We start from the raw sequence: 13,112 nt of genomic DNA, 5'->3' as shown, positions 1-13,112 counted from the left end.
GACGGAAGAGCTGGCGAGGGCCCGAGCGGCCGACCGAACGGTCACGGGCCACCGGCCGGGCGGTGGTGGCCCGGCAGCAGGGCTGAGGACCTACTTGCCGCCGGCCACCGGCGGCACCGACGGCCGGGTGGTGGCGGGGCCGGAGCCGGTGGTGCCCGCTCCGCCGAGGTAGCTGTTCCAGCCGGCCTCGGGGCTCTGGCCGGGGCTGAGGGCCTGGAGCTTCTTGAGCACCGCCGGGTCCTGCACCTCCAGCCACTCGACCAGCTGCCGGAAGGACACCATCCGGACCTCGGGCTTGTCGGCGATGGCCTTCAGGGTCTCCTCGACGGCGTTCATGTAGATGCCGCCGTTCCAGCCCTCGAAGTGGTTGCCGATGATGAACGGCGCCCGGTTGCCGTTGTAGGCGCGGTCGAAGCCGGCCAGGTAGGCGTCGCGGGCCTGGTTCTGCCAGAAGGCGCGGCGGCCGGGGTCGCCCTTGGTGTTGTCGCCGGACTGGTTGTACATGATGTTGTAGTCCATCGAGAGCACCTGGAAGGTGTGCCCGGGGAACGGGATGGACTGCAGCGGCATGTCCCACAGCGCGCCGCCGGCGAACTTCTGCGGCCACATCTGCAGGCCGCCGGGGCCGGAACTGTCGTACTTCCAGCCGCGCTTGACGGCGGTGGGCAGCAGGCCGCGCTGGCCCTCCAGGCAGGGGGTGCGGCCGCCGATCAGTTCCTTGCGGTAGTCGAAGGGCAGCGCGGGCAGGTCGGTGTTGCCGGTGTTGGTCTTCCAGTTCATGACGAAGTCCATCGCCTGCTGGATCTCGCTGTCCCAGTCCTCGGGGGACCAGCGGCCGCCGCCGTTGGCGCCGCAGAAGTGCCCGTTGAAGTGGGTGCCGATCTCGTGGCCGTCCAGCCAGGCCGCGCTGATCTGCTCGATGGTGGAGCGGATGTGCGCGTCGCTCAGGTAGCCGATGTCGGAGGCGCCGACGGAGTGCTGCGGCGGGTGGTACATGGACTTCTTCGACTCGGGCAGGGTGTAGATGCCGGAGAGGAAGAACGTCATGCTGGCGTTGTGGTCGTTGGCGAGCTGCCGGAACCGGCTGAACAGGCGGTCGTCGAGCTCGCCCGCGCCGTCCCAGGAGAACACCACGAACTGCGGTGGCTTCTGGCCGGGTTCCAGCGGTTCGGGGGTGGGCTGGCCGGGCTGCGGGCCGGTGTCGGAGGTGGAGCCGTCGCCGATCATGGTGGCCGGGGGCCGGGGGACGGTGCTGGAGCCGCCGCTCGCGGCGACGCCGTCGGCCCGGGCGGGCGCGTCGGCGTTGCTCCCGTTCCCGGAGGTGCTCGCGCACCCGGCCGCGAGAGTGGCGGCGGTCGCCGCTCCGGCGGCCAGCAGTGTCCTGCGGGAGAGGGCGTCCATGTCTCACGTCCGTTCACCAGGGAGTAAGGGGATGGCACCGGCCGGAGGGACGGTCCATCAGGTGGAATGACCGATGCGTCGTCCGGGGGGAGTCGGCCCCAGCATCGCACGGGCCGCCGCGCCGTGCTGGTAGGCAAGGCCCGGGGTACGGATGACCGGGGGACACCACGCCGAAAGGCTCACCTGTTCGGCGCACCGGGCCGGAGCGGCACCGGCCCCCACGAGCTGAGCTGGCATCAGATGGCACGGACCGGATCGGACCCTGGACACGGAGGTCGCACCCGCCGATGTGGCAGTCGCTGCTGGACGCGTACCGGGACCGGATCGTCGACACCGGACGGGAGCCGCTGTTCCTGCTGCTGCTCGGCCTGGTGCTGTCGTTCGTGTTCATCCGGATCAGCACCCGGATGATCCGCGCCCAGGTCCGCTGGTGGCCCGGCAACGTCACCCCCGGCGGGCTGCACATCCACCACGTGGTGTTCGGCCAGGCGCTGCTGCTGATCTGCGGCGTCTCCGCGTTCGCGGTGCGCGGCGAGGGCGGCTCCTGGTGGAACCTGCTCGGTTTCGGGTTCGGCGTCGGCTGCGGGCTGGTGCTGGACGAGTTCGCGCTGGTGCTGCACCTGAAGGACGTGTACTGGAGCGAACAGGGCCGCACCTCGGTGGACGCCGTGATGCTCGCCGTCGCCACCATCGGACTGCTGCTGCTCGGTGAACTCCCGCTCGGCGGCTTCGCCCGCCACCCCGACGGGCCGACCCTGGCCGGGGCCTGCGGGCTGCTCGCCCTGGTGGTGGTCAGCCTGCTCAAGGGCAAGACCTGGACCGGGCTGCTCGGCATCATGCTCTGGCCGCTCGCCCTGGTCGGCGCCCTGCGGCTGGCCCGGCCGCAGAGCCCGTGGGCCCGCTGGCGCTACCGCTCCCGGCCGCGCCGGCTGGCCCGCGCCGAGCGGCGCGAGGAGCGCATCCACCGCCGTCTGGTCGCCGCCAAGACCACCGTCTACGACCTGGTGGCCGGCACCCCCGACGAGCACGAACCCGCCGTGCCGCCGGTGCCCGCGCCGGCCGCCGGGCAGCGGCCCGCCGCCGTCGAGCCGCCGCCCGCCGTGGCCGAGCTGCCGCCGCCCGCGCCGTGGCGGCTGCGCTGCGCCGCGTTCGTCCAGTGGTACCTGCGGATCGCCACCCTGATCGACCTGCTCGGCGCCGTCGTCGCCCCGTTCCGCGCGGAGGTCCAACGGATCGACCGGGGCGAGTACTTCGCGCCCGTGCTGGTCACCTCCGGGTTCACCACCGCGCTGCTGGCCGGGCTGCTCGCCGTGATGCTGCGCCGCCGCAAGCGGGCCGCCTGGATCGCCGCGCTGGCCGTCGTCCTGGTGCACGCCGCGCTGTACGGGCTGGCGCTGGCGTTCCCCGAGTTCCGCGCCCACCCGTTCAACTGGTTCTCCTTCGCGCTCACCCTCGCCGTGCTGGTGGCGCTGGTGCTGAGCCGCCCGGTGTTCCGGGTGCGCGGCGGGCGCGGCAACCTGCCGCTGGCCGCCGCCGTGCTGGTGACCGGCAGCGCGCTGCTCACCGGCCTCGGCGCGGTCGCCGTCCGGCTCGGGCACGCCGACGGCGTCCCGAGCTGGGGCGAGGCCGCCCGCTACGGCCTGCTGCGGCTGGTCACGCTGTCCGGCGTCGTCCGGGTCACCGACGTGGACGTGCCGCGCTGGATCGACCTCGTGCTCAACCTGCTCGGCACCGCCCTGCTGCTGCTCACCCTGCGGATCCTGCTGCGCTCCCCACGCGGCACCGAGTGGCAGAGCCCCGAGGAGGAGCTGAGGCTGCGTGAACTGCTGGCGCGGCACGGCGGGCGGGACTCGCTCGGCTACTTCGCGCTGCGCCGCGACAAGTCGCTGTGCTTCTCGGCCAGCTGCAAGGCCGCCGTCGCCTACCGGGTGGAGAACGGTGTGGCGCTGGCCTCCGGCGACCCGATCGGCGACCCGGAGGCATGGCCGCAGGCCATCGAGGAGTGGCAGCGGCGGGTCCGCGCGCACGCCTGGATCCCCGCCGTCACCGGCGTCGGCGAGCAGGGCGGCACCGTGTACGCCCGGGTGGCGGGGCTGCGGGCGCTGCACCTCGGCGACGAGGCGGTGGTGGAGCCGGCCCGGTTCACCCTGGACGGCCGGGAGATGCGCGGACTGCGGCAGACCTGCCGCCGGGTCGAGCGGGCCGGGTACCGGGTGGTGATCCGCCGCCACCGCGACATCCCCGCCGAGGAGTTCGCCGACCTGGTGCGGCTCGCCGACGCCTGGCGGCACGGCCGCACCGAACGCGGCTTCTCGATGGCGCTCGGCCGGCTCGGCGACCCCGCCGACGGCGACTGCCTGATCGCCGAGTGCCGCGACGAGGCCGGCCGGACCGCCGCCCTGCTGTCCTTCGTCCCCTGGGGGGACGACGGGCTGTCGCTGGACCTGATGCGGCGCGACCGGGAGTCCGACAACGGGCTGGTCGAGTACACCGTGGCGCGGCTGCTCGAACAGGCCCGGGACGGCGGGCCGGCGGTGCGGCGGGTGTCGTTGAACTTCGCGATGTTCCGCGAGGTGTTCGAGGAACGGCTCGGCGCCGGGCCGGTGCTGCGGCTGTGGCGCGGGGTGCTGCGGTTCCTGTCCCGCTGGTGGCAGCTGGAGTCGCTGTACCGGGCCAACGCCCGCTACCGGCCGCACTGGCAGCCCCGGTTCGTGCTGTACGAGAAGCCCTCCGAGCTGCCCGCGATCGGCCTGGCCGCCGCGCTCGCCGAGGGCTTCCTGACCCGCCCCCGGCTGCGCCGCGGCCGCAGGGCCTGAGGGCCGGTCACCCGGGCGGAACGGCGGAGGTGCCGGGGCGGGCGGCGCTGGATTGACTGGTGCTCGTCCCGGAGGGAACGGAGGGTGCGGTGGGCGAACGGACGTGGGGCCGGGCGGGGCTGGCCGCGGGGGCGATCGTGGCCGGGGCCTGGCTGCTGCACGGAGGCCTGCTGGGCACGCTGCCGCCGGCCCCGCTCGCCGCGCAGGCGTACGACGGGACGCCGGTGGGGCCCGCGGTGCCGCCGCTGCCGTCCTCGCCGCCGGTGCGGATCCGGATCCCGGTGCTGGGCGTGGACGCCCCCGTCGGCCCGCTGGGCCTGGACGGCGAGGGGCGCCTGCAGCCGCCGCCCGAGGCGGACGGCACCCTGACGGGCTGGTACCGGGGCAGTGCGGCGCCCGGTTCGAGCGGTGCGGCGGTGCTGGCCGGGCACGTCGACACCGCGCACGGCCCGGCGGTGTTCTACCGGCTGGGCGCGCTGCGCAGGGGCGACCTGGTGGAGGTCGCCCGGGCCGACCGGGCCACCGCCTGGTTCCAGGTGGACGGCGTGGAGGTCTATTCGAAACGGGAGTTCCCGGACACCAAGGTGTACGCGGCCACCCCGGACGCCCAGCTGCGGCTGATCACCTGCGGGGGTGCCTACACCCGCGAGGGCGGCTGGGAGGGGAACGTGGTGGTGTACGCACACCTGGTACGCACCCAACGGGCCTGACGTTTACCCGCGGGATACGTGGCGCCGGCGGGAACTCAGGCCAGCAGCTGGGCCAGCGCGCGGTCGCAGTCCAGGTGCCGCAGCTCCTGGCCCTCCGGGACGGCCAGGTGACTGCGCCACAGGAAGCGGCGCAGGTCGGCGCGGGCGAACTGGAGCAGCGCGACGCCCTCCGGGGAGCGCAGTTCGACCATGGTGCGCATGCCGTACGCGGGCCGGATCCGGACGTCGCCCTCGCCGGCCGCCCGGTCCAGGCCGACGGAGAGCAGCTGGCGGGCGAACACCCACTCGATGTCGGGCGCCGACGGGTCGGCGGGGGCGGTGTCGAACGGGTCGTCCGGGTCGTGCGGGCCGTGCGGGTCGTACGGATCGGTGTCGGAGGCGTCCACGGCGTACTCGGCGGGGAAGACCATCCGGACCGCCAGCGGGTCCTCGCAGCAGTAGCGCAGGGTGACCCGCAGCAGGGCGGAGCGGTGGGTGCCGAGGATCAGTCGGGCCTGGGTGTGTTGCTCGATCGGCGCGGGTGCTGGGGACACGACGTTTCCTCCGGAGTGTGGGGTGCGTTGCGCGGGGTGCGACCGGTGTCGCCTCCCGTGACTGAAGAGTCGGAAGGGGCAGGAGGAATTACACCGGTTTTGGGGCCATTTTGAGTGATCTGCGCCACATTGATGGGGATCAGTCGGGCATTTCGGCCGTCGAGTGTGGGGGTGTTGTGTGTGTTCGTACGGTCTCCCGGGCAGGATCGCGGGAGCCGACCGGGCCGCCGCCGGTCCGGCGGGGCCAGGGGAGGACAAGATCGCCGAGTCATCAGCGCGGACGGCCGGGCGCCCGCCGCTCGCCGCGTACACCGAGCTGTACCGGAGCCACCACCCCGGCCTGCTGCGCTACGCCGGCATCCTCACCGGCGGCGACCACTGGCGGGCCGAGGACCTCGTCGCGGAGGCCCACCTGCGGGTGTGGCGGCGGCTGGCCGCCGGGCAGCGGATCGAGGACCCGCGCGCCTACCTGGCCACCACCGTCCGCCACCTGGCCGCCGCCCCGGTCCGCGAACGGGCCGCCCCGGACGTGCCCGGCGGCGAGAGTGAGGACCCGGCCGCGGGCGTGGCCGAGACCGACCGGATGCGCCGACTGCTCGCCCGGCTGCCCGAGCGGTGGGCGCACGCGCTGTGGCTGGCCGAGGTGGAAGGGCTGCCGCCCCGCGAGATCGGGGCCCGGTTCGGGGTGCGGCGCGGCGCGGCGGCGGTACTGGTGCACCGCGCCCGCGAGGGCCTGCGGCTGGCCTACCTGCGGGACTATCCGGGCAGCCCGTGCGACCCGGCCTGCGCCGGGCACTGGGAGACGCTCGCCGGGCACGCTCGCGGCCGGGCCGGACGGCGGGCCGGGCAGCGGGTGGAGCGCCACCTGCCGCACTGCGCGGACTGCCGGCGCCGGCTGACCCTGCTGCGCCGGGTCAACCTGGGCCTGGCCGGGCTGATGGGCAGCGCGATGGCGCTGCTGGCCGCGCTGGTCGCGCCCCCGGCGGGTGCCGCCGGGCAGCGCGGCGGCGAGCCCGCGTGCGAGGTGGGCTACCGGATCACCGCGCAGGCCGGCGGCGGGTTCCAGGCGCTGCTGACCGTCCGCAACACCACCGACCGCCCGATCGGCGACTGGACGCTGCGCTGGCCGCTGGCCGACGGCGAGCACCTGGTGGCACCCCGGCCGGGCACCGGGCAGGCCCACGAGGTGGCCGGGGCGGTGCTGCTCGACGAGGGCGCCGCGCTGCTGCCCGGCGCCAGCGCGGAGACCGGGTTCACCGGCGCCGCGGCGGGCCCGCACAGCGTCCCGGACGCGATCACGGTGAATGGTCGGCCGTGCCGCGTGAAGGTGTGGTGAGGGCCGCGCGGCGGGAGTGGGACGCGCGCCACAAGGGCCCTCCATCGCCGCTGTCCGCCCCTCGGAAGGGGCTAGGCTGGGCGGGTTCCACGACCGCCCGCAGACCGCGGGAAAAGGGCCTTGCATAGGCTCTGACCTGCGACGACCCCGTTCGGAGACCGTGACTACCGCCGCCTCCTCACCGATGGCCCCGCTGTTCTCGCACGCCGACAGCCTCCACCCCCGTCCCACCGGCACCTCCGCCGCCGCACACCTCTCCCCGGCCTTCCCCGGCCGCGCCCCCTGGGGTACCGCGGGCAAGCTCCGCGCCTGGCAGCAGGGCGCGCTGGACAAGTACATCGAGAAGCAGCCCCGGGACTTTCTGGCGGTCGCCACCCCGGGCGCCGGAAAGACCACCTTCGCCCTGACCCTGGCGTCCTACCTGCTGCACAACCACCTGGTGCAGCAGGTCACCGTGGTCGCGCCCACCGAGCACCTGAAGAAGCAGTGGGCCGAGGCCGCCGCCCGGATAGGAATCCGGCTGGACCCGGCGTACTCCTCGGGCCCGCTGTCCAAGGACTTCCACGGCATCGTGGTGACCTACGCGGGCGTCGGCGTCAATCCGATGCTGCACCGCAACCGCACCGAGGCCCGCAAGACGCTGGTGATCATGGACGAGATCCATCACGCCGGCGACTCCAAGTCCTGGGGCGAGGCCTGCTTCGAGGCGTTCGAGCCCGCCACCCGCCGGCTCGCGCTGACCGGTACGCCGTTCCGCTCGGACACCAACCCGATCCCGTTCGTGCACTACGACGCGGGCAGCGACGGCATCCGCAAGTCGATCGCCGACTACACCTACGGCTACGGGCACGCGCTCGCCGACCACGTCGTCCGACCGGTGATCTTCCTCAGCTACTCCGGCAACATGCGCTGGCGCACCAAGGCCGGCGACGAACTGGAGGCACGGCTCGGCGAGCCGATGACCAAGGACCTGATCGCCCAGGCCTGGCGCACCGCGCTGTCCCCGCAGGGCGAGTGGATCCCGGCGGTGCTGCAGGCCGCCGACCGGCGGCTGACCGAGGTCCGCAAGGGCATCCCGGACGCCGGCGGCCTGGTGATCGCCACCGACCAGACGGTGGCCCGCGCCTACGCCAAGATGCTGCGCGAGATCACCGGCGAGAAGGTCACCCTGGTGCTCTCCGACGAGACCGAGGCGTCCAAGCGGATCTCCGACTACGCCGAGGGCACCTCGCGCTGGATGGTCGCGGTGCGCATGGTGTCCGAGGGCGTCGACGTGCCCCGGCTGTGCGTCGGCGTGTACGCCACCTCGATCTCCACCCCGCTGTTCTTCGCGCAGGCCGTCGGCCGCTTCGTGCGTGCCCGCAAGCGCGGCGAGACCGCCTCGGTGTTCCTGCCGACCATCCCGATGCTGCTCGGCTTCGCCAACGAGATGGAGCTGCAGCGCGACCACATCCTGGACCGTCCGAAGAAGGACGGCGAGGGGCTGTTCGACGAGGAGGACCGGCTGCTCGCCGAGGCCGAGAAGGCCAACGACGGGCCGGACACCGGCAGCGAGGAGTTCTCCTACGAGGCGCTGGGCAGCGAGGCGGTCTTCGACCGGGTGCTGTACAACGCCATGGAGTTCGGCATGCAGGCGCACCCCGGCAGCGAGGAGGAGGAGGACTACCTCGGCATCCCGGGCCTGCTCGAACCCGACCAGGTGCAGATGCTGCTGCAGAAACGTCAGCACCGGCAGATCCAGCGCTCCAAGGCCCGCCCCGCCGAGGAGGCCGACCTGATCGAACTGCCCGCCGACCAGCGCCCGGTGGTCACCCACCAGGAGCTGCGCGAGCTACGCAAGGAGCTGAACGCGCTGGTCGCGGCCTGGCACCACCGCACCACCCAGCCGCACGGCACCATCCACAACGAGCTGCGCCGCCAGTGCGGCGGTCCGCTCACCGCGCAGGCCACCGCCAACCAGCTGAAGGCGCGGATCGGGCGGATCAGGGAGTGGGCGACGCAGGGCTGACGGGCCGATGGACTGACTGGGCGTCAAGAACCTTGAGTCGGAGGGTTCGCGGAGGAAATTTGGCTTTCGATTAGAGAAAGTGTGCAGACATCCAGTCTTATCTTCCGTTAATCTTCCGCGTGCCAGCGCCTGGACGCCTCACCCCGAGGTGCCTGTCCGACGCCGGCTGCCCATGTCGAGGCGTGCCGTCCACGCGCGCCCGGCCGTCTGCACCGAACGAGGAGCCTTTCGTGGCGTACAACGCCCAGCCCGAGCTGTCCGACAAGTCCAAGGTCGTCGCCGGCATCCTGCAGATCCTGCTCGGCGGCTTCGGCGTCGGCCGCTTCTACACCGGCCACATCGGCATGGGCATCGCGCAGCTGCTCACCTGTGGTGGCATGGGCATCTGGGCGCTGATCGACGGCATCATCTTCCTGGTCAGCGACACCCGCACCGACGCCCAGGGCCGTCTGCTGCGCAGCTGATCTTGAGCGCCGAGGCGAACGGCCGGCACCCCCGCCCCGCGGACACCCGCGGCGGGGGTGCCGGCCGTTCGCCGTTCGCCCTGCTGCGCCACCCCGCCGCCGGCCCGCTCGGGCTGCTCGCCGCGGGGCTGGCCGGCGCGGCCTACCTGTACACCCGGAACCCGCACCTGCCCGGGCAGTCCCTGCCGTTCTGTCCCTGGCGCCGGCTGACGGGCCTTCAGTGCCCCGGCTGCGGCGGCACCCGGATGACCTGGGACCTGCTGCACGGCGACCTGGTCGCCGCCTGGCACGACAACGCCGCGCTGCTGCTCGCGCTCCCCTTCGTCGCCGCCTGGTACCTGGTGCGGCTGCGCCACGGACTGGCCGGCCGGCGCTGGAAGCTGCGGCTCTCGCCGCGAACCGTCGCCGCCATCCTGGTCGCCGCCGGGCTCTGGACCGTCGGCCGCAACGTCCTCTGATCCCTCTGAATCCCTCGCCCGCGGAGGGCCGTTGTCCGGCTACCGGTCAGATATCGAACACCAGAGCGATCCGACCCGGGGTTTTGCGCGTCTTGTCCGTTTTTTCATCGCGACTTTCCAACGATGTGGATCGGATTTTGAACAACTACTTCCGTAGCGCGCCTCCCGTTCACTAGCGTCTCCCCAATCCGTTCGGGCCCCACCCCCAGCTCGGCCGGGCAACCGCGGAGCCCTGCGACCGGCCGACCTCGCCGTGGCCGGACTCCCACGCCGGACACCCCGCTGGCGTGTGATCAATTCCGGTGCGGCCCACGGCAGTTGTGTCGTAGGGTCGGACTCGCCGCGGAAAGGACCTGGCGTTCGTGACTGCTGAGACCTCCCAGACCCTGGACCGGGGTGTCCGGGTACTGAAACTGCTCGCCGACTCCGAGCGCGGGCTGACCGTGACCGAACTGGCCGCCCGACTGGCCGTCAACCGCACGGTGGTGTACCGCCTGCTGGCCACCCTGGAACAGCACGGCCTGGTCCGCCGCGACATCGGCGGCCGCGCCCGGGTCGGCCTCGGCGTGCTGCGCCTCGCCCACCGGGTGCACCCGCTGCTGCGCGAGGCCGCGCTGCCCGCCCTGCGCTCGCTCGCAGAGGACCTCGGCGCCACCGCCCACCTCACCCTGGTCGACGGCAACGAGGCGCTCGCCGTCGCCGTGGTCGAACCGACCTGGACGGACTTCCACGTCGCCTACCGCACCGGCCTGCGCCACCCGCTCACCGAGAGCGCGGCCGGCCGGGCGATCCTGGACGCCCGGGGCTTCCCCGGCCAGCGCCGCCCCGAGCAGGGCTTCGTGATCACCCGCGCCGAGGAGCAGTCCGGCGCCTGCGGGGCCGCCGCCGCGCTGATCGGCCTGAGCGGCATCGAGGGCAGCGTCGGCGTGGTGATGCTCAACGGCCTGGTGCCCGAGCGGGTCGGCCCGCGCGTGGTGGAGGCCGCCACCGAGGTCGCCGACGCACTGCGCTGAACCGGCCGATCCGCGCGGCCGTCCCTGGGGGCCGCCCCGGTGTGTTTGGATGCGGGGTGTGCCTCTCCAGAACCTGCCCACGGCCCTGACCGCCCCGCGCAGCCGCGCCCTCGCCCTGTGCGCGCTGCCGGTGCTGGCACTGTTCGCGGTGGCCGCGTTCACGCCGCTGCCCTTCACCGTGGAATCGCCGGGCCGGACCGCCGACACCCTGGGCGTGTACGACGGCACCCAGGTGATCACGATCAGCGGGGCGGCGCAGCGGCAGACCTCCGGGCAGCTGCGGGTGGTGACCGTCGAGGCGACCGGCCCGGGCCAGCGCAACACCCTGTGGGACTCGCTGGCGTCCTGGGTCGACCCGAAGCGGGCGGTGGTGCCGACCGAAGAGGTCTACCCGCAGACCGACCCGAACAAGGCCAACCAGGCGACGCAGCAGCAGATGACGCAGTCCCAGGACAGCGCCACCATGGCCGCGCTGAACTACCTGCACCTGTCGCCCGAACAGGTGAACGTCCAGATCCGGCTCGGGGAGATCGGCGGACCGAGCGGCGGGCAGATGCTGGCCCTGGGCATCGTCGACAAGATCGCCGGCGACGGCAACGGCGGCGACCTGACCGGCGGGCGGGACGTGGCCGGCACCGGCACCATCGACGCGGACGGGCGGATCGGCCAGGTCGGCGGCATCCCGCTCAAGACCCAGGCGGCGCGCAACGCCGGCGCCACGGTGTTCCTGCTGCCGCGCAGCGAGTGCACGCAGGGCCAGGTCAACACCCCCGACGGGCTGCAGCTCGTCCCCGTGGACACGCTGTCCGAGTCGATCGCCGCCCTCAAGGCGGTGCGCGAGGGCGGCGCCGTCCCGCACTGCTGATCCGGCCCGGACGCCCGGCCTAGACGCCGAACGCTGCGGTCGCCAGGTCCTCGCCGACCCGGGCCCGCAGCTGCTCGGCCACCGCCGTCAGCCGGTGCGCCTGCGAGGCGGGCAGTGCCACCGCGACCGCCGCGAGGTCGCTGCCCAGCACGATCGGCACCGCCGCCCCCACCACCCCCAGCTGGTACTCCTGGTACTGGGTGATCGGCGCGGCCCGTTGCGGCCCCGGCCCGGGCAGCAGCGGCAGCTGGGACGGCTCGCGAAGGGTGTACGGGGTGAACGGCACCATCGGGTGGCGCGCCAGGTGCGCCCGGCGCTCCTCGGCGGACAGCAGCGCCAGCAGGGTCTTGCCGCTCGCGTGGGCGTGCGCGGCGATCCGGAAGTTCGCCGGATCGACGGTGGCGGCGCCGGGCGCGGCCCGGGCGGCGACCAGCTCGACCTCGCCGTCCTTGTACCGGGCGTAGTGCACGGCCGCGTTCAGCTCGTGGGCGATCCGGCCGAGCACCCGGTCCAGCCGGATCCGCCCGGCCTCCGGCCCGTCCAGCCGGTTTTCCACGCTCAGCCCCGACACCGCGGGGCCGGTGCGGTACCGGCCCTCCCGGCGCTCCAGGTACTGGTCGTGCACCAGGGTGCGCAGCAGGTGGTAGGTGGTGCCGAGGGCCAGTCCGGTGTCCCGGGCGAGCTGCTTGGCGGTGGCGCCGGTCGGGTGCTGGGCGGCCGCCTCCAGCAGCCGCAGGGCGCGCTGCGCGGAGGTGATCAGGGTGGGCGCCGGGGTGACCCGCCTCATCGCGGTGCCCGGGGGGTGCGGGCGGCCGGCCGGCCCTGGGAGGGGATGGCCCCGGGGGTCATGATGACGGCGTTGACTGCGTACATGAGCCCTAGGCATATGCCAAAAATCGCCCGCCGTCACCCGTGGACACGCCAGAACGGCCCCGCCGACCCGCCGTCAGGCCCCGTCCGGCACCCCCGCGGCCTGCTCCACCAGCGGCAGGACCCGGAACGGCACCGGGTTCTCCAGGGCGATAGCGGTGGACGCCCGGACGATCCCGTCGAAGCACACCACCCGGTCGATCACCCGTTGCAGATCCGCGTTCGACCGGGCCACGATCCGCACCAGCATGTCGCCCTGCCCGGTGATGGTGTGCAGCTCCAGCACCTCCGGCACCGCCGCCAGGTGCGCCCGCACGTCCGTGCCCTGGCCCTGGGAGATCTCCAGGGTCGCGAACGCCGTCACCGGGTAGCCCAGCGCCGCCGGGTCCACCTGCGGGCCGAACCCGCCGATCACCCCGCGCGCCTGCAGCCGGTCCAGCCGGGCCTGCACGGTGCCGCGCGCCACCTGCAGGCGGCGCGAACACTCCAGCACCCCGATCCGCGGCTCCTCCGCGAGCAGCCGGATCAGTTTTCCGTCCAGCGCGTCGATGGCATCGGGCTGCGGGGGCACGGCGGGCTCCTCGGTGGTGCGGGCGTCGACCGACATTGTGGGGTCGGCACGGCCCGCCCGTCAGCCC

12 protein-coding genes are annotated in these 13,112 nt (G+C 73.7%); 8 read left to right on the top strand and 4 right to left on the bottom strand.

Features of this window, described 5'->3' with window-relative positions; all coding sequences use genetic code 11:
• Window positions 1-90: 90 nt before the first annotated feature.
• Entirely contained in the window at window positions 91-1,401 is a 1,311-nt protein-coding gene (locus ACIHEI_RS22515) for a hypothetical protein (protein ID WP_396607832.1), read from the bottom strand.
• Between the two features lie 287 nt (window positions 1,402-1,688).
• Here ACIHEI_RS22515 and ACIHEI_RS22510 point away from each other — a divergent pair, with 287 nt between their 5' ends.
• Together ACIHEI_RS22510 and ACIHEI_RS22505 are read left to right on the top strand one after the other, a co-directional pair.
• On the top strand, window positions 1,689-4,217 hold the full coding sequence (locus ACIHEI_RS22510) for a phosphatidylglycerol lysyltransferase domain-containing protein (RefSeq protein ID WP_396607831.1): 2,529 nt from the start codon (window positions 1,689-1,691) through the stop codon (window positions 4,215-4,217).
• Window positions 4,218-4,306: 89 nt separating this feature from the next.
• On the top strand, window positions 4,307-4,927 hold the full coding sequence (locus tag ACIHEI_RS22505) for a class F sortase (RefSeq protein ID WP_396607830.1): 621 nt from the start codon (window positions 4,307-4,309) through the stop codon (window positions 4,925-4,927).
• 35 nt (window positions 4,928-4,962) lie between these two features.
• Here ACIHEI_RS22505 and ACIHEI_RS22500 read toward each other — a convergent pair whose 3' ends face one another.
• Window positions 4,963-5,460 carry an SsgA family sporulation/cell division regulator gene (locus ACIHEI_RS22500; RefSeq protein ID WP_396607829.1) on the bottom strand — a complete coding sequence of 166 codons (498 nt, stop codon included), beginning with the start codon at window positions 5,458-5,460 and terminating at the stop codon, window positions 4,963-4,965.
• 178 nt (window positions 5,461-5,638) lie between these two features.
• On the opposite strand from ACIHEI_RS22500, the gene ACIHEI_RS22495 reads away from it, so the two are divergent.
• The 6 genes from ACIHEI_RS22495 to ACIHEI_RS22470 all read left to right on the top strand — a co-directional run bounded on the left by ACIHEI_RS22495 (window position 5,639) and on the right by ACIHEI_RS22470 (window position 11,604).
• Window positions 5,639-6,796 carry a sigma-70 family RNA polymerase sigma factor gene (locus ACIHEI_RS22495; protein ID WP_396607828.1) on the top strand — a complete coding sequence of 386 codons (1,158 nt, stop codon included), beginning with the start codon at window positions 5,639-5,641 and terminating at the stop codon, window positions 6,794-6,796.
• Window positions 6,797-6,980: 184 nt separating this feature from the next.
• Window positions 6,981-8,804 (top strand): DEAD/DEAH box helicase, encoded by a 1,824-nt coding sequence (locus ACIHEI_RS22490; RefSeq protein ID WP_392947256.1) that lies wholly within the window; start codon window positions 6,981-6,983, stop codon window positions 8,802-8,804.
• A 230-nt stretch (window positions 8,805-9,034) separates the two neighbouring features.
• Window positions 9,035-9,268, top strand: a complete 234-nt coding sequence (locus ACIHEI_RS22485; RefSeq protein WP_392947123.1) for a TM2 domain-containing protein — start codon at window positions 9,035-9,037, stop codon at window positions 9,266-9,268.
• 80 nt (window positions 9,269-9,348) lie between these two features.
• Entirely contained in the window at window positions 9,349-9,726 is a 378-nt protein-coding gene (locus tag ACIHEI_RS22480; RefSeq protein WP_396607861.1) for a DUF2752 domain-containing protein, read from the top strand.
• Between the two features lie 362 nt (window positions 9,727-10,088).
• Window positions 10,089-10,739 carry an IclR family transcriptional regulator gene (locus tag ACIHEI_RS22475; protein ID WP_043914174.1) on the top strand — a complete coding sequence of 217 codons (651 nt, stop codon included), beginning with the start codon at window positions 10,089-10,091 and terminating at the stop codon, window positions 10,737-10,739.
• 58 nt (window positions 10,740-10,797) lie between these two features.
• Window positions 10,798-11,604 (top strand): S16 family serine protease, encoded by an 807-nt coding sequence (locus ACIHEI_RS22470; protein ID WP_396607827.1) that lies wholly within the window; start codon window positions 10,798-10,800, stop codon window positions 11,602-11,604.
• 19 nt (window positions 11,605-11,623) lie between these two features.
• On the opposite strand, the gene ACIHEI_RS22465 is transcribed toward ACIHEI_RS22470, so the two are convergent.
• A complete protein-coding gene (locus ACIHEI_RS22465; protein WP_396607826.1) occupies window positions 11,624-12,391 on the bottom strand; it encodes an IclR family transcriptional regulator in 768 nt (255 codons plus the stop codon).
• A 159-nt stretch (window positions 12,392-12,550) separates the two neighbouring features.
• A complete protein-coding gene (locus ACIHEI_RS22460; RefSeq protein WP_392947114.1) occupies window positions 12,551-13,081 on the bottom strand; it encodes an Lrp/AsnC family transcriptional regulator in 531 nt (176 codons plus the stop codon).
• Window positions 13,082-13,112: the final 31 nt, after the last annotated feature.

The organism is Kitasatospora sp. NPDC051984, assembly GCF_044593455.1.
GTDB lineage: Bacteria > Actinomycetota > Actinomycetes > Streptomycetales > Streptomycetaceae > Kitasatospora.
This window is presented reverse-complemented; position numbering and strand designations above follow the sequence as displayed.

Bases quoted from the DNA above. Each gene is read 5' to 3' on its own strand.
- ACIHEI_RS22515 (WP_396607832.1), bottom strand. From the start codon at position 1,401: ATGGACGCCCTCTCCCGCAGGACACTGCTGGCCGCCGGAGCGGCGACC.
- ACIHEI_RS22510 (WP_396607831.1), top strand. From the start codon at position 1,689: ATGTGGCAGTCGCTGCTGGACGCGTACCGGGACCGGATCGTCGACACC.
- ACIHEI_RS22490 (WP_392947256.1), top strand. From the start codon at position 6,981: ATGGCCCCGCTGTTCTCGCACGCCGACAGCCTCCACCCCCGTCCCACC.
- ACIHEI_RS22465 (WP_396607826.1), bottom strand. From the start codon at position 12,391: ATGAGGCGGGTCACCCCGGCGCCCACCCTGATCACCTCCGCGCAGCGC.
- ACIHEI_RS22460 (WP_392947114.1), bottom strand. From the start codon at position 13,081: ATGTCGGTCGACGCCCGCACCACCGAGGAGCCCGCCGTGCCCCCGCAG.